This window comes from Amycolatopsis sp. NPDC088138 (assembly GCF_044741685.1).
In the GTDB taxonomy this organism is placed as follows: Bacteria; Actinomycetota; Actinomycetes; order Mycobacteriales; family Pseudonocardiaceae; genus Amycolatopsis.
The window spans coordinates 113,635-127,098 of sequence record NZ_JBIUTB010000005.1 but is presented as its reverse complement, the minus strand read 5'-3'; the positions used below and the strand labels follow the sequence as shown (position 1 = coordinate 127,098).

Genomic DNA, 13,464 nt, shown 5'->3' with positions numbered 1-13,464 from the left:
TCCGCCGAACTGCGCCTCTGGGTTGGTCCGGAAGCGTGCTTGACGCCGTGACCTCGGCGAGCGCAGAATTAAACGCATGACTAATTCTGCGCTCGAGGTCACCGGCCTGCGGGTCCGCCGCGGCGGACGGCCGGTGGTGCGCGACGTGAGCTTCGCGGTGCCGCGCGGCTCGGTCACCGGGCTGCTCGGCCCGAGCGGCTGCGGCAAGACGACGCTGATGCGCGCGGTCGTCGGCGTGCAGATCGTCGAAGGCGGCACGGTCACCGTGCTGGGCCTGCCCGCGGGCAGCCCGCCGCTGCGGCGCCGGATCGGCTACGCGACGCAGAACCCGGCGATCTACGCGGACCTGACCGTCCGCGAGGCGCTGCGCTACTTCGCCGCGGTGCTGCGCGCCCCGGCGTCCGATGTGGACCGGGTGATCGCCGAGGTCGGGCTGTCCGACCACGCCGGGAAGCTCGTCGGCTCGCTGTCCGGCGGGCAGCACAACCGCGCGAACCTCGCCGTCGCCCTGCTGGGCAAGCCGGAGCTGCTGGTGCTCGACGAGCCGACCGTCGGGCTCGACCCGGTGCTGCGCGACGAGCTGTGGGCGCTGTTCCGCCGGCTCGCCGAAGGCGGCGCGACGCTGCTGGTGTCCAGCCACGTCATGGACGAAGCCGCGCGCTGCGACCGCCTGCTGCTGATGCGCGAAGGCGTCCTGCTGGCCGACGACGCCCCGGCGGAGCTGCGACGGCGGACCGGCGCCGCCGACCTCGAGCAGGCGTTCCTCCACCTCGTGCGGGTCGCGTCGTGAACCCCGCGCTGAAGCTGGCCACCACGCGGCGCATCCTCACCCAGCTGCGTCACGACCCGCGGACCGTGGTGATGCTGATCCTGGTGCCGACGCTGCTGATGATCCTGCTGCGGTTCGTGTTCAACTCGACGGCGGTGTTCAGCCACGTCGCGCCCGCGCTGCTCGGCGTCTTCCCGTTCCTGATCATGTTCCTGATCGCGTCGATCACGACGTTGCGCGAGCGCACCACGGCCACCCTGGAACGGCTGATGACACTCCCGATCGGCCGGCTCGACCTGCTCTTCGGGTACGCGCTGGCGTTCGGCGCGATCGCCGTCGTCCAGGTCGCGCTCGCGGCGGGCGTCTCGCTGTCGTGGCTCGGCCTCGACCTGGCCGGGTCCGTCGGGCTGCTGCTGGTGATCGCCGTGCTCGACGCGCTGCTGGGCATGGCGCTCGGGCTGTTCGTCAGCGCGTTCGCGCGCACGGAGTTCCAGGCCATCCAGTTCATGCCGGTGTTCGTGCTGCCGCAGATCCTGCTGTGCGGGCTGTTCGTCCCGCGCGGGGACATGGGCTGGCTGCTGCGGTGGCTGTCGGACGTGATGCCACTGTCGTACGCGGTCGAAGCGCTGAACCGCGTCACGGCGTCTTCGACGGTGGACGCGGTGATCCTGCGGAACCTGGTGGTCGTCGCCTGCTGCGCGCTGCTGGCGCTGGTCCTCGGCGCGGCGACGCTGCGGCGCCGGACGCCGTGACTACCGTGGGCGCATGGCATCCGAAACGGACCGGCTCGCGGCCGAGCGCTACGTCGTCCTGACCACGTTCCGCAAGGACGGCCGCGCCGTGCCGACCCCGATCTGGGTGGCCGGCGACGGCGGCGAGCTCGTCTTCAACTCGGTCCGGGACGTGGGCAAGGTCAAGCGGATCCGCAACAGTGGCCGCGTCGAGGTCCAGGCGTGCGACCTGCGCGGCAAGAAGACGCACGGCGCGGTGGTGAGCGGCCAGGCCCGGCTGCTGGACCTCGAGGAGACCAAGCGGGCCCAGCAGGTGATCGGGCGCAAGTACGGCGTCCTCGGGCGCGTGTCGATGTTCTTCTCGAAGCTGCGCGGCCCGGCGGACCGGACGGTCGGGATCGCCGTCAAGCTGAGCGAGTGAAGCTCCGGAACCCGCGGCGCAGGTAGTTCGGCAGCGCGTTCGGGTGGTCGAGGGTCGAGGTGTGCAGCCAGACGCGCCGCGCCCCCGGCACCGCCCACGCGTCCGCGACGACGAGGGTGAGCGCGTACCCGCCGAAGCCCTTCCCGACGAACTCGGGCAGCAGCCCGAACGTCGTGATCTCGACGTCTTCCCCGTGCTGCGGCTCGAAGTCCGCGGCACCGGCGACCTCACCGCGGTACTCGACGAGCCGGTACCGCCGCTCCGGTTCGGCGAGCCAGTGGGCCCACTCGTCGTCGCTGCGGTCGGCACTCGGCCAGCGGTACGGCGTCCCGATGCGCACGTGCAGGTCGCGGATGAGCGGCGAAGCCTCGACGGCCCGCAGCGTCACCCCGTCGACCGGCGGAGCCGGGTTGAGCTGGTCGGCCGCGGTCATCTCGAGCTGGGTGACGATCTCCTCCACCGCGGCAACCTAGTGGGTCGACGTGGTCCTGTCAGCCGCTTTTCGGCGTCAACCGGCCGCGCGCATCGCCGCCGCCATGGCCGCCGAGTCGTGGTCCGGGCCGCAGCCTTCGACGATCACCAGGTCACCCGGGATGTGGTCCGCGCGCAGGCGCAGGATCGCCCGGTAGGCGGGCGAGTCGTACCACTCGCGCGCCACCTCGGCACTCGGGAACTCGATGATCACGAGCGCGCCGGGCCACTCGCCCTCCAGCACCTGCACCTCGGCGCCGTGCACGACGAACCTGCCGCCGTACGGGTCGAGCGTGGCCTGGATGCGTTCGAGGTACTCGAAGACGTCCTCCGGCAGCACGGCCGGCGGACGCAGGTGCGCGATTCCGTAGGCGTTCATGGTGATCCTTTCGTTGTCCTGAAAGGAATCCTGCCCGCCCGGGCGCACCGCGTCGATTACCCCGGAGGTAACCCTCAGACCTTCGCGACCGCCGCCAGCGCCTCGGGCAGCGTGAACGCGCCCGCGTACAGCGCCTTGCCCACGATCGACCCCTCGACGCCGTCCGACTCCAGGCCGGCCAGCGCGACCAGGTCGTCCACACTGGACACCCCGCCGGACGCGATGACCGGGGCGTCGGTGCGGGCGACGACCTCGCGCAGCAGGTCGAGGTTCGGGCCCTTCAGCGTGCCGTCCTTGCTCACGTCCGTCACGACGTAGCGGGACGCGCCGTCGCGGTCCAGGCGGTCGAGGACCTCCCACAGGTCGCCGCCGTCGGAGGTCCAGCCGCGGGCCGAGAGCCGGTGCCCCGCTTCGGTGATGCGCACGTCGAGGCCGATCGCGACGCGGTCGCCGTACTCGCCGATCACGCGCGCCGTCCACTCCGGATCCTCGAGCGCGGCGGTGCCGAGGTTGACGCGCCGGGCGCCGGTGGCCAGCGCGGCCTTCAGCGAGGCGTCGTCGCGGATGCCGCCGGAGAGCTCGACCTGCACGTCGAGCCGGCCGACGACCTCGGCGAGCAGCTCGCGGTTGCTGCCCTTGCCGAACGCGGCGTCGAGGTCGACCAGGTGGATCCACTCGGCACCGTCGCGCTGCCAGGCCAGCGCGGCCTCCAGCGGGCTGCCGTAGGAGGTCTCGGTGCCGGCCTCGCCCTGGACGAGTCGCACGGCCTGGCCATCGGCCACATCAACGGCGGGAAGCAGCGTGAAAGTCACGCCGTAACTCTAGGGCGGAGACCCGCGTCACCCGGTCAGAGGGTCGCGAGCCAGTTGCGCAGCAGCTGGGCACCGGCGTCACCGGACTTCTCCGGGTGGAACTGGGTCGCCCAGAGCGGCCCGTTCTCCACCGCGGCGACGAAGTCCTCGCCGTGGTTCGCCCAGGTCACCTTCGGCTCGCGGCCGGGCAGGCCCGACTCCAGCTCCCAGGTGCGGGCGGCGTAGGAGTGCACGAAGTAGAAGCGCTCCTCCGGGTCGAGACCCGCGAACAGCTGCGAGTCCGCCGGCGCGCGCACGGTGTTCCAGCCCATGTGCGGCAGGACGTCGGCCTTCAGCCGGTCGACCGTGCCGGGCCACTCCCCGGTGCCCTCGGTCTCCTCGCCGTGCTCGACACCGCGCTCGAAGAGGATCTGCATGCCGACGCAGATGCCCAGCACGGGACGGCCGCCGGCGAGGCGCTTGCCGATGATCCGCTGCCCCTTGACCGACAGCAGGCCGGCCATGCAGGCGGAGTAGGCACCGACGCCGGGCACGACCAGGCCGTCGGCTTCGACGGCGGCATGCGGGTCGGCGGTGACCTCGACTTCGGCCCCGGCGCGCGCCACAGCGCGTTCGGCGGAGCGGAGGTTGCCGGAACCGTAGTCGAGAATCACCACACGAGACACGCCACCCAGCGTAGCCGGAGGGCTCAGCCGCGCTCGAAGGAATAGACGTCGGTCACCGTGTTGCACGGCGACGGCGGCACGACCTCGACCCGCAGCACCCCCGTCGGCGCGTCGTAGTCGACCCCTTCCGGGGTGAACGTGCCGGTGCAGGTGCTGACGAGCGGCACCTGGCCGATCTCGCGGACCTTCGCCGTGACGTCGTGGCCGTTGAGCGGCCGGGCGAGGTCGACCTGCAGCAGCTGAAGGTTCGTCGGGTAGAGGTCGTCGTTGTTCGGGTCGGAAGTCGCGCAGACCAGCCGCGTCGAGCTGACGAAGTCGCAGCCCTGCGCGCTGCGGATGTGGTGGTCGAGGTGGATGCGGGCGGCGACGGGCAGGTCACCGGCGACGCGCGGGGCGCGCGGGTTGAGGAACGGCGTCGGCGAGACGTAGAGCCGGTCGATCTCCCCGAGCGGGCCGGAGACCAGCCACTGACCGTCCGGGGTGGCCGCGACCTGGGCGTTCGCGTTGGCGGCCGGCTCGTCGGGCAGCAGCGGGTGGACGAACTCCGTCGTCGTCCCGTCCGGCTTCGTGACCAGGTACATCTTCTTCGTCGGCGTCGGGGTCACGGTGTCCTGGTAGACGTCGAAGACGTAGCCGCGCAGGGAGTCGGGGTCGCCGACGTGGCCCCAGCCCTCGTCCTTGAGCGGCTGCGGGATGGTGGCGCCGTTGCGGTAGACGGTCTCGGGCGCGTGCCCGGGCAGCCGGAGGGTGGTGATGCCCTCACCGCTGACCCGGTTCTCCGCGGTCGTGTGGCCAACCTGACGCCAGTGGCCGGTCTGCGCGGTGGCGATACCGGTGGTGGCGAGCAGGGACGCGGTGGTCAGGGCGAGCAGACTTGCCGTCCGCAGTGCGCGCATGTGCGCTCCTTGAGGAGTTGAGCCATGGCGGCGGCGACGCGATTCTGCCATGGGTGGGTGACGCGCCGGAAGAATCTTGAAGAACCGCGTTTCGGCGTCCCGGTCGCTGGGTATCTAGCCACCCGATCGTGTGAGCGCGCTTCCGCGCGCCCGAAACGCCAGGAGGCGGAGATGGCCGAGAACGATGTGCTGTCCCAGATGCTCGACGCCTGGCGCGACGACGTCGAAAGCGTCCCGTTCCCGCAGTTCAACGAGCTGCTGATCCCCCGTCAGCAGGTCCGGCCGCTGGCCGAGCGCCGCTGCACGGCCCGGCCTTCTGTCGCCCGCGTGACGAACGCCACGCGGAGAACAGACGCCTGACTGTGGTTTCCTGCGGGGACCGCATCGACGCGTCCCCTTGGAGCCCTCATGAGCCGCACTCCGGACCCGCACGATTTCCTGGACCTCGACGCCGGGCTCGCCGACGAGGAACGCGCCATCCGCGACGCCGTGCGCGCGTACGCGAAGGACAACCTGCTGGACCGCGTCGCCGACTGGTACGAGACGGGCGCGCTGCCCGCGTCCGAGCTGGCGAAGGACTTCGGCTCGCTGGGTCTGCTGGGCATGCACCTGGAGGGGTACGGCTGCGCCGGCACCAGCGCGGTCGCCTACGGCGTCGCGTGCCGTGAGCTGGAGGCCGTCGACTCGGGCCTGCGGAGTTTCGTGTCGGTGCAGGGCTCGCTGGCGATGTACGCGATCCACAAGTGGGGCAGCGAGGAGCAGCGGCAGGAGTGGCTGCCGCGGATGGCCACGGGTGACGCGCTGGGCTGCTTCGGGCTGACCGAGCCGGACGCGGGCAGCGACCCGGGTGCGATGCGGACGCGCGCGGTGCGCGACGGGTCCGACTGGGTGCTGTCGGGCTCGAAGATGTGGATCACCAACGGAACCGTCGCGGACGTCGCGGTCGTCTGGGCCCAGACCGACGACGGCATCCGCGGCTTCGTCGTCCCGACGTCGACGCCGGGCTTCACGGCGAACGAGGTCAAGCACAAGCTGTCCCTGCGGGCTTCTCTCACCGCCGAACTGGTCCTGGACGGCGTACGGCTGCCTTCGGACGCGGTGTTCCCCGAGGTCCGCGGCCTGCGCGGCCCGCTGTCCTGCCTGAACGAGGCCCGCTTCGGGATCCTGTTCGGCGTCGTCGGCGCGGCGCGGGCGTGTTACGAATCGGCGTTGGAGTACACGCTGTCCCGCTCGCAGTTCGGCAAGCCGCTCGCGGGGTTCCAGCTGACCCAGCGCAAGCTGGCCGACCTGGTCGTCGAGGTCAACCGCTCCGGCCTGGTGGCCCTGCAGATCGGCCGGCTCAAGGACAGCGGTCAGCTGCACCACAACCACGTCAGCTTCGGCAAGATGGCGAACGTCCGGTCGGCGATCGAGGTGGCCCGCACGGCGCGCACGATGCTGGGCGCGAACGGGATTTCCCTGGAGTACCCGGTGATGCGGCACATGGCCAACCTCGAGACGGTGCTGACGTACGAGGGCACCGAGGAGATGCACGCGCTGTCGCTGGGCCAGGCCGTGACGGGGCTGGCGGCGTTCCGCTGATCCGTTTTTGTCGGTGGTGCGCTTTATGGTGCCGGCATGACGTTCGGTGATTTCGAGACGGTCCTGGAGCTACGTCGCTACACCCTGCACCCGGGGCGTCGTGACGAGCTGATCGAGCTGTTCGAGCGGGAGTTCGTCGACCCGCAGGAAGAGGCGGGCGCGCACCTGTTCGGCCTGTTCCGCGTGCCGTCGTCCCCGGACGAGTTCCTGTGGCTGCGCGGGTTCCGTTCGATGGCTGCCCGCAAGGAGGCCTTGGAGGCGTTCTACTTCGGCCCGGCGTGGAAGGAACACCGCGAGGCCGCGAACGCGACGATGATCGACTCGGACAACGTCCTGCTGCTGCGCCCGGTCCAGCCTGGTCTGACGTCTCCGCCACCGGGCTCGGAGCTGTACCTGTCCCTTCCGGCGGAGCCATCGGACGCCTTCGCGGTGTTCGAGACAGAGCCGTCCCCGAACAACTTCCCCCAGCTGCCGGTCCGCGAAGACGGCCCGTTCACGGTGTCGTTCAGCCGCCTCGCTTCGCGTTCGGGGGTGTTGCTGGAGCCGACGGCGAGGTCACTGCTCCGGTGAGAGCAGCCGGGTGAGCCCTCTGGGGTAGAGGATCTTGGTCCCGTCACGGAAGTCCGCGAAGTCGACCCACCGCGCGGTGGCGTCGTCGTCGAGGATCTTGAACTCGTCTTTGGCGTAAAGGCCGGGATCACTGAACTCGGCGTCGAACATGAAGGCGATCTCGTGCCCTTGGCGGCCCCGCCAGGTGTAGACGTTCTCGAGCACGCCGATCCGCTCGCCGACGGTCACGTCCGCGGCGAGCTCCTCGACGAACTCGCGTTTCAGGGCGTCCTGACTGACCTCACCGAACTCGATCCCACCCCCGAGCGGCCGGTAGAAGGTCTCGTCCTTGAGCTCATCACGCCCTTCGAAGACGAGCAGAGCATCACCCCGCCAGATGACCCCGAGCGCAATCGGCCGAATCGTGGACGCCATGCCACCCACGCTATCGGCCCGGCGTTCCCGAAGCACCACCCAGCAGAGCGCCCCCACCCCACCGGCAACCAGCACCCCGGCGGCCAGCCACGCCCACCCGGCCCCGAACACCCCGGCAAGAGCGACCACCACGATGCCGAAAGCAGGCACCGCCCAGGGCGAAACCCCCATCCCCACCCCACCTCAAGCAGTCGACTGAGCCTGAATGCTGGCCTAACATGGTCCATTCCTGGAGGGCGGGGTGAGGCGATGCGCAGACTCCGGCTCCTCCTCGGGTTGGCGGTACTCAGCTCTGACAAACCTCCCGCAGACCTTCCTGGCTTCGGCAAGTACGACGGACCCGGCCGTTGCCCGCAGCATCCGAACGTCTACCTCGTCGTCGAGAGCGACGGCTTCTACTGCCAAAGGCATGAACACTACGTCGACGAAAAAGATCGCCTGCGGCCATGACGGCCCCCTCGCTCGCTGACGCCGCCCTCGGGACGGGCGCCCGGATCGGCCGCTACTTCAGCCTGGTCAGCGTGCTGCCGGCGCTGTTCCTCTCCGCATGGACAGTGGTACTCATCGCCAGCGGCGCCTGGTCGGGGGCTCCCGATCCGAAACAGCTACCCTCCGAGCTGGGCAGGATCGGGCTGGGCGGATATGCGTGGATTCTGCTGGCGACGATCGTCATCGCACTGTTCCTTCACCCGCTACAACTCGGTATGACCCGGGTGCTTGAAGGCTACTGGGGGAGTTCGAGAATCGCCACGATTCTGCTCCGGCTCCGCATCACCCACTACCGCAGGAAAAAGGCGCAGCTCAACAAGCGGCAGACCCGGCTCGACCGGCAACGCGAACGTGTGCTGAGGAGGATTCTGGTCCGCAACTACCTGACCGAAGTCGCCAATTCTCCCGATACCGCCAAAGACCCGTCGGCGTGGAACCCGGAAGAATTCCGAAGAGAGGTTCTCAAACTCCTGCCCAATAAGGCAGCGCACGCCGCGAGTGGCGCGCACGCCGCCTTGGCGTCGATCCCGCACCGGTTGGACCGGTTTCCGGTGGCCAGTCGCATGATGCCCACTCGGCTCGGCAATGCGTTGCGGTCCGCCGAAGATCGAATCGGGCGGCAGTACGGGCTCGACGCGATACGCACCGCGCCCCACATCGCGCTTCTGGCGCCGGAACTGCACCTGAGCTATTTGCAGGACACGCGGCAACAGATGGACACCTCGATCCGGCTCTGCGTGGTCGCCTTGCTGGCCACACTGGAATCGGTCATCGCGCTACTGACCGATCGCTGGTGGTTGCTCATCGCGCTCGGCCCGTACCTGCTCACGTGGATCGCCTACAGCGCGGCTGTCGCCGGAGCCGACGAGTACATGGGCATGGTACGCACCGTGCTCGACCTGAACCGTTTCAAGCTTTACGAGGAGTTGCACGTAAAGCACCCGGAGAACAGCGAAGAAGAGCGCAAGAACAACGAACGACTGATGGAACTGCTCAACGGCAAACGCGAATTCGTCGAGTACCAGGCCCCCGCCGGTACCCCCAGCACCGGCGCCGCGCCGCCTACTCCCCCAGGAACTCCCTGATCGACAACCCCAATGACCCGGCATCCAACCCATGCGCCAGGTCGTGGTCCGCGATCTCCCCGTACGACCGCACCTCCGCATCCCGCCGCACCCCTAGCGACCGCAGCCGATGCGGCACGTCCGACAGCGCCTCCGAAACCCAATACGCCGAAGTCCCCGCCAAATACGGCTCTACCATCACCACGGAAGACGCAGAAGAAAGTACCGCCGAACGCAACCCGGCCGCGTCGAAAGGCCGGATCGTCGACGCGTACAACACCGTCAGGTCCAAGCCGGAAACCGCTCGCAGCACCCGGTCCAGCACCGGCCCGACCGCCACCACGACCCCGCGAGCACCCGACCGCAGCCGCGTGAATCCCACACCAAGGTGCGGCGAAGCGTTCTCCTGCGCCGAAAGCCGCAGATAGACGCGCCCGTCCCCGGGAATCGACTCCAGCAGAAGGCGACGAGCCTCAGCGGGATGCCCCGGGACGTGCACCGTCCAGCTCGGCAGCGAGTCGATCAGCGCGACGTCGCCCGGAGACTGGTGGGTGCGGCCCGCCGTCGGCATGTCGTACGACGCTCCGTACGACACCAGGACCCCGCCCAGCTCCTGGTGCGAAAAGTCCAGCTTGATCTGCTCGAACCCGCGCTCCACCAGGAACGACGGGAACGTGTGCACGATCGGCCGCAACCCCGCCAGCGCCAGGCCCGCGCCGGCGCTGACCAGCAGCTGCTCGCGGATCCCGACGTTGATCACCCGGTCCGGGTGCCGCCGCGCGGCGCCGGCCAGCTGGGCCGCCGAAATGTCGGCGAGCACGATCGCGACGTCCGGGTCGGCGTCGAGGATCTGCTCCGTGGTTTCCAGGAAGGTTTCTCGCATCGAAAGCATGTCAGCCCTTCGGTTCGACGACGGCGACGACCGCGAGCGGCCGGCCCGGGTGCGGGGCGGTGAAAGCGTCGTACAGCGCGTCGTGGTCGCGGCCGGACACCGTGCGCGTCTCCCAGCCCTCGACGTCGAACCGGCGCGCGATGCCGCCCGGCCAGCCGCGCGTCGACGACTGGTTGTCGACCACCACCGTCGTGAGGTTCTCGAGTGCACCACGCGCGGCGACGACGATCGCTTCGTGGTTCGAGCCCTCGTCGAGCTCGGCGTCGCCGATCAGCGTCACCACCTTCGGCGTGAGCAGGCCGCGGGCACGCAGGCCCAGCGCCGTGCCGAGCGCGATCGGCAGACCGTGCCCCAGCGATCCGCTGGAGATCTCGACGCCCGGGATCCGGCGCCGGTCCGGGTGGTGCCCGAGCCGGGACACCGGGTCGGACCACGTCGGCAGCTCCGCCTCGTCCAGGAAGCCTTTTGCCGTCAGGACGGCGTAGTACGCCATCGGACCGTGCCCTTTGGACAGCAGGAACCGGTCGCGGTCCGGCTCGCGGAAGTTTTCGGTCGTGATGTCGAGCACGCGGTCGTAGAGCACCCACAGGACGTCCACAGTGGACTCGGCAGCGGCGCGGTGCTTGTCGTCGCCCGTCATCAGCGAGATCAGTCGGGGCAGCTCGGCGTAGCCCGGTTCGGTCGCAGTGGTCATCCTTCGACGATGCAACCTCGACTAAACTCGAAGTCAAGGATAGCCTGAACTGGTGACGAGGCTCGCTGAACATCTCAGCATCGGACAGGTGGCCGACCGCAGCGGGGTGCCGCACACGGCACTGCGGTTCTACGAGGAGAAGGGGCTGATCGCCTCGGAGCGCTCGGCGGGCAACCAGCGCCGCTACGCGCGCTCGGTGCTGCGGCGGATCGCGTTCATCCGCGCCGCGCAACGGGTCGGGCTCTCCCTCGAGGACATCAGCGCGGCGCTGGCGACCCTGCCCGTCGACCACGCTCCGACGAAGGCCGACTGGGCGCGCCTTTCCCGCGACTGGCAGCACGAGCTCGACGCACGGATCGACGCCCTGCAACGCCTTCGCGACCGCCTCACGGGTTGCGTCGGCTGCGGTTGCCTCTCCCTGCGCAGTTGCGCGCTCTACAACAACGACGACGAGCTCGCCCGCTTCGGCCCGGGCGCCAGCAAACTGCGTCCCGCGATCGAGGGCGGTATCTAAAATCGCTTGCCCCCGGCGGGATCCTGGGGAAACAATGAACGAAAAAGAAAAGACCCGCATCTCGAAGCGGCTGGCTTTGCACCTACGCCACGACCCCGCCGCGATCGGCCTCACCCTCGCCCCCGGCGGCTGGGTGCCGGTCGACGCACTGCTGCGCGCACTGGCGATCACCCGCGAGCAGCTCGACGAAGTCGTCGAGACGAACAACAAGCGCCGGTACGCCTTCGACGAAACCGGCACGAAGATCCGGGCGAGCCAGGGCCACAGCGTCGAGGTCGACCTCGGCCTGGCGGACGCGGTGCCGCCGGACGTGCTCTACCACGGCACGGTGGCGAAGTTCCTCGACGCCATCCTGCGCGAAGGCCTGCGCCCGATGCACCGGCACGCGGTACACCTTTCGGCGACGATCGACACGGCCCGGACGGTCGCCGCCCGCCGCGGCAAGCCGGTCATCCTGCACGTGGACGCCGCGGCGATGGCCGCCGCGGGCCACCCATTCCAGGTGAGCGCGAACGGCGTGTGGCTGACGGCCGCGGTACCGCCGGAACACCTCCGCCGCCTGAACTGACACGGGCAGCTCGCGTACCTGGGCGGACGACACGCGCACCTGGACGGACGACACGGCTGCCCGGGCGGGCGGTTCGCGCGACCGGCTGGTGGGCTCGCGCACCTGAAGGGTCGGCTCGCGTACCCGAGCAGTCGGCTCACGTACCTGAAGAGTCGGCTCACGGACGCGGGCAACGGCCCACGTACCCGAAGTGTCAGCTCACGTACCCGAGCAGTCGGCTCGCGCACCCGGAGGGTCGGCTCACGTACCCGAGCAGCCGGCTCACGCACCTGAAGGGTCGGCTCGCCTACCCGAGCGTCGGCTCGCGCACCTGAAGAATCGACTCACGGACGCGGGCAACGGCCCACGTACCCGAAGAGTCGGCTCACGTACTCGACAGACGGCTCGCACACCCGGTCAGTCGGCTCGCGCACCGGAGGGTCGGCTCGCATATCTGGCGGGTCGGCTCACGCACCCGGACGGTCGGCTCACGTACCCGGACGGTCGGCTCATGTGCTCAGAGGCAGAACTCCCATCACCGGGTGCATAACTCGCACGCTTGAGGCCGGAACCGCGTGACTGTGGGCGGAACTCGCGTGGCCGGGCACGTAACCCGCGCGCTTGGGGCGGGACTCGCGATCAGAAGCGGAACTCGCGTGATTGAGCGCGTAGCTCGCGTGATCAGGGAGGCATCGCGCGTGATTGGAGGGGCATCGCGTGTGATTGCGGAGCCGACTCGCGTGATTGGGGAGTCGACTCGCGTGATTGAAGGGTCGACTCGTGTGATTGGGGAGTCGACTCGTGTGATTGGGAGGTCGACTCGCGTGATTGAAGGGTAGGCTCGCGTGATTAGAGGGTCGACACGGGGAGGGGGGTGCGGCGGCGGGGGCGGCCCAGGAGGCGGCGGCCGACGTCGAGGAGTTCCGTGCGGAGTTCTTCGTCGTCCAGGCCGGCCAGGTCCGGGGAGCCGCCCGCCATCGCGATGCCTGTCAGGGCGACCATCGCGTTGACGCGGGCCGCCGTGTCCGGGGCCGGGCCCGACAGGATGCCCAGCAGCGCCTGGCCGAAGCCCTCCATGCCACCGTGGGCCGACTTCTCGATCGCGCGGATCAGGCCCGGGTCGCTCGAGAACAGCGCCACCAGCGTGCGGTGCCGGACCACCAGATCGACGAACCCCTCCAGCAGCAGGTCCACCTGCGCGCCCCGGCGCTTCTGCGCGCCCGCGCGCAGCACCAGGTCGTCCAGGTCCCGGATGCCGGGCTCGGCGACCGCCTCGGTGATCTCCGCCTTCGTCTTGAAGTGGTAGTAGACCGCGGCCTTCGTGATGCCGAGCGCGTCGGCGATCATCTGCAGCGACGTGCCTTCGACCCCGTGTTCGGTGAACAGCCGCAGCGCGGTGTGCAGCAGTCGGGTCCGGGTGTCCTCGGCCGGGCCGGCGGTCATTCTTCCTCCTCAGCGAGTCGTCGGAGCGTACGTCACGGCCTCCTCCGCGAGCAAACCGGTTACTTGCCGATCGGCTAGCGAACTGCTTGCTGTTCGACAAGTCACATACTTG

At 69.7% G+C, this 13,464-nt stretch carries 18 protein-coding genes; 9 read left to right on the top strand and 9 right to left on the bottom strand.

The features are described 5' to 3' along the window. Nucleotides 1–76 precede the first annotated feature (76 nt). From ACIOD2_RS27010 to ACIOD2_RS27000, 3 genes are read left to right on the top strand one after another with little or no spacing between them, the layout of a single operon-like run. On the top strand, nucleotides 77–790 hold the full coding sequence (locus ACIOD2_RS27010; RefSeq protein ID WP_400543619.1) for an ABC transporter ATP-binding protein: 714 nt from the start codon (nucleotides 77–79) through the stop codon (nucleotides 788–790). Continuing rightward, nucleotides 787–1,521: an ABC transporter permease gene (locus tag ACIOD2_RS27005; protein ID WP_400543616.1), complete on the top strand. Its 735-nt coding sequence runs from the start codon at nucleotides 787–789 to the stop codon at nucleotides 1,519–1,521. The genes ACIOD2_RS27010 and ACIOD2_RS27005 overlap by 4 nt, the downstream gene beginning before the upstream one ends. 13 nt (nucleotides 1,522–1,534) lie before the next feature. After that, nucleotides 1,535–1,921: a PPOX class F420-dependent oxidoreductase gene (locus tag ACIOD2_RS27000; RefSeq protein WP_400543613.1), complete on the top strand. Its 387-nt coding sequence runs from the start codon at nucleotides 1,535–1,537 to the stop codon at nucleotides 1,919–1,921. On the opposite strand, the gene ACIOD2_RS26995 is transcribed toward ACIOD2_RS27000, so the two are convergent. The 5 genes from ACIOD2_RS26995 to ACIOD2_RS26975 all read right to left on the bottom strand — a co-directional run bounded on the left by ACIOD2_RS26995 (nucleotide 1,905) and on the right by ACIOD2_RS26975 (nucleotide 5,144). Then, nucleotides 1,905–2,381: a GNAT family N-acetyltransferase gene (locus tag ACIOD2_RS26995; protein WP_400543610.1), complete on the bottom strand. Its 477-nt coding sequence runs from the start codon at nucleotides 2,379–2,381 to the stop codon at nucleotides 1,905–1,907. The genes ACIOD2_RS27000 and ACIOD2_RS26995 overlap by 17 nt on opposite strands. 48 nt (nucleotides 2,382–2,429) lie before the next feature. Further along, nucleotides 2,430–2,771 (bottom strand): DUF1330 domain-containing protein, encoded by a 342-nt coding sequence (locus ACIOD2_RS26990; RefSeq protein WP_400543607.1) that lies wholly within the window; start codon nucleotides 2,769–2,771, stop codon nucleotides 2,430–2,432. A gap of 74 nt (nucleotides 2,772–2,845) precedes the next feature. Next, nucleotides 2,846–3,583, bottom strand: a complete 738-nt coding sequence (priA, locus tag ACIOD2_RS26985) for a bifunctional 1-(5-phosphoribosyl)-5-((5-phosphoribosylamino)methylideneamino)imidazole-4-carboxamide isomerase/phosphoribosylanthranilate isomerase PriA (protein ID WP_400543604.1) — start codon at nucleotides 3,581–3,583, stop codon at nucleotides 2,846–2,848. Between the two features lie 35 nt (nucleotides 3,584–3,618). Continuing rightward, nucleotides 3,619–4,239 (bottom strand): imidazole glycerol phosphate synthase subunit HisH, encoded by a 621-nt coding sequence (gene hisH, locus ACIOD2_RS26980; protein ID WP_247064093.1) that lies wholly within the window; start codon nucleotides 4,237–4,239, stop codon nucleotides 3,619–3,621. Between the two features lie 32 nt (nucleotides 4,240–4,271). Further along, entirely contained in the window at nucleotides 4,272–5,144 is an 873-nt protein-coding gene (locus ACIOD2_RS26975; RefSeq protein ID WP_400543601.1) for a hypothetical protein, read from the bottom strand. 171 nt (nucleotides 5,145–5,315) lie between these two features. Here ACIOD2_RS26975 and ACIOD2_RS26970 point away from each other — a divergent pair, with 171 nt between their 5' ends. From ACIOD2_RS26970 to ACIOD2_RS26960, 3 genes are read left to right on the top strand one after another with little or no spacing between them, the layout of a single operon-like run. Then, on the top strand, nucleotides 5,316–5,504 hold the full coding sequence (locus ACIOD2_RS26970; protein ID WP_392777597.1) for a hypothetical protein: 189 nt from the start codon (nucleotides 5,316–5,318) through the stop codon (nucleotides 5,502–5,504). Nucleotides 5,505–5,552: 48 nt separating this feature from the next. Beyond that, complete coding sequence (locus ACIOD2_RS26965; RefSeq protein WP_400543597.1) at nucleotides 5,553–6,725, top strand: acyl-CoA dehydrogenase family protein; 1,173 nt, start codon at nucleotides 5,553–5,555, stop codon at nucleotides 6,723–6,725. A 36-nt stretch (nucleotides 6,726–6,761) separates the two neighbouring features. Continuing rightward, nucleotides 6,762–7,295, top strand: a complete 534-nt coding sequence (locus ACIOD2_RS26960) for an NIPSNAP family protein (RefSeq protein WP_400543594.1) — start codon at nucleotides 6,762–6,764, stop codon at nucleotides 7,293–7,295. Here the strand turns inward: ACIOD2_RS26960 and ACIOD2_RS26955 are convergent. After that, entirely contained in the window at nucleotides 7,281–7,709 is a 429-nt protein-coding gene (locus ACIOD2_RS26955) for an NUDIX hydrolase (protein WP_400543591.1), read from the bottom strand. The two genes, ACIOD2_RS26960 and ACIOD2_RS26955, sit on opposite strands and share 15 nt — an antisense overlap. A gap of 446 nt (nucleotides 7,710–8,155) precedes the next feature. On the opposite strand from ACIOD2_RS26955, the gene ACIOD2_RS26950 reads away from it, so the two are divergent. After that, nucleotides 8,156–9,283, top strand: coding sequence for a hypothetical protein (locus ACIOD2_RS26950; protein WP_400543588.1), 1,128 nt, complete (start codon nucleotides 8,156–8,158; stop codon nucleotides 9,281–9,283). Here ACIOD2_RS26950 and ACIOD2_RS26945 read toward each other — a convergent pair. Both ACIOD2_RS26945 and ACIOD2_RS26940 read right to left on the bottom strand, forming a co-directional pair. Further along, complete coding sequence (locus ACIOD2_RS26945; RefSeq protein ID WP_400543586.1) at nucleotides 9,261–10,154, bottom strand: transketolase family protein; 894 nt, start codon at nucleotides 10,152–10,154, stop codon at nucleotides 9,261–9,263. The two genes, ACIOD2_RS26950 and ACIOD2_RS26945, sit on opposite strands and share 23 nt — an antisense overlap. A gap of 1 nt (nucleotide 10,155) precedes the next feature. Continuing rightward, entirely contained in the window at nucleotides 10,156–10,848 is a 693-nt protein-coding gene (locus tag ACIOD2_RS26940; RefSeq protein WP_400543583.1) for a thiamine pyrophosphate-dependent enzyme, read from the bottom strand. Nucleotides 10,849–10,900: 52 nt separating this feature from the next. Between ACIOD2_RS26940 and soxR the strand changes: the two genes are divergently transcribed. Together soxR and ACIOD2_RS26930 are read left to right on the top strand one after the other, a co-directional pair. Continuing rightward, the gene (gene soxR, locus ACIOD2_RS26935) at nucleotides 10,901–11,362 is read left to right on the top strand and encodes a redox-sensitive transcriptional activator SoxR (protein WP_400543580.1); all 462 of its coding nucleotides are present in this window, start codon (nucleotides 10,901–10,903) and stop codon (nucleotides 11,360–11,362) included. 34 nt (nucleotides 11,363–11,396) lie between these two features. After that, nucleotides 11,397–11,930 (top strand): RNA 2'-phosphotransferase, encoded by a 534-nt coding sequence (locus ACIOD2_RS26930; protein ID WP_400543577.1) that lies wholly within the window; start codon nucleotides 11,397–11,399, stop codon nucleotides 11,928–11,930. An 828-nt stretch (nucleotides 11,931–12,758) separates the two neighbouring features. Here the strand turns inward: ACIOD2_RS26930 and ACIOD2_RS26925 are convergent. Beyond that, nucleotides 12,759–13,352 carry a TetR/AcrR family transcriptional regulator gene (locus tag ACIOD2_RS26925; protein ID WP_400543574.1) on the bottom strand — a complete coding sequence of 198 codons (594 nt, stop codon included), beginning with the start codon at nucleotides 13,350–13,352 and terminating at the stop codon, nucleotides 12,759–12,761. Nucleotides 13,353–13,464: the final 112 nt, after the last annotated feature.

Excerpts from the sequence above, each read along its gene's own strand:
- ACIOD2_RS27010 (WP_400543619.1), top strand. The coding sequence starts at position 77 with ATGACTAATTCTGCGCTCGAGGTCACCGGCCTGCGGGTCCGCCGCGGC.
- ACIOD2_RS27000 (WP_400543613.1), top strand. The coding sequence starts at position 1,535 with ATGGCATCCGAAACGGACCGGCTCGCGGCCGAGCGCTACGTCGTCCTG.
- ACIOD2_RS26990 (WP_400543607.1), bottom strand. The coding sequence starts at position 2,771 with ATGAACGCCTACGGAATCGCGCACCTGCGTCCGCCGGCCGTGCTGCCG.
- ACIOD2_RS26975 (WP_400543601.1), bottom strand. The coding sequence starts at position 5,144 with ATGCGCGCACTGCGGACGGCAAGTCTGCTCGCCCTGACCACCGCGTCC.
- ACIOD2_RS26970 (WP_392777597.1), top strand. The coding sequence starts at position 5,316 with ATGGCCGAGAACGATGTGCTGTCCCAGATGCTCGACGCCTGGCGCGAC.
- ACIOD2_RS26965 (WP_400543597.1), top strand. The coding sequence starts at position 5,553 with ATGAGCCGCACTCCGGACCCGCACGATTTCCTGGACCTCGACGCCGGG.
- ACIOD2_RS26960 (WP_400543594.1), top strand. The coding sequence starts at position 6,762 with ATGACGTTCGGTGATTTCGAGACGGTCCTGGAGCTACGTCGCTACACC.
- ACIOD2_RS26955 (WP_400543591.1), bottom strand. The coding sequence starts at position 7,709 with ATGGCGTCCACGATTCGGCCGATTGCGCTCGGGGTCATCTGGCGGGGT.
- ACIOD2_RS26950 (WP_400543588.1), top strand. The coding sequence starts at position 8,156 with ATGACGGCCCCCTCGCTCGCTGACGCCGCCCTCGGGACGGGCGCCCGG.
- ACIOD2_RS26945 (WP_400543586.1), bottom strand. The coding sequence starts at position 10,154 with ATGCTTTCGATGCGAGAAACCTTCCTGGAAACCACGGAGCAGATCCTC.
- ACIOD2_RS26940 (WP_400543583.1), bottom strand. The coding sequence starts at position 10,848 with ATGACCACTGCGACCGAACCGGGCTACGCCGAGCTGCCCCGACTGATC.
- ACIOD2_RS26930 (WP_400543577.1), top strand. The coding sequence starts at position 11,397 with ATGAACGAAAAAGAAAAGACCCGCATCTCGAAGCGGCTGGCTTTGCAC.
- ACIOD2_RS26925 (WP_400543574.1), bottom strand. The coding sequence starts at position 13,352 with ATGACCGCCGGCCCGGCCGAGGACACCCGGACCCGACTGCTGCACACC.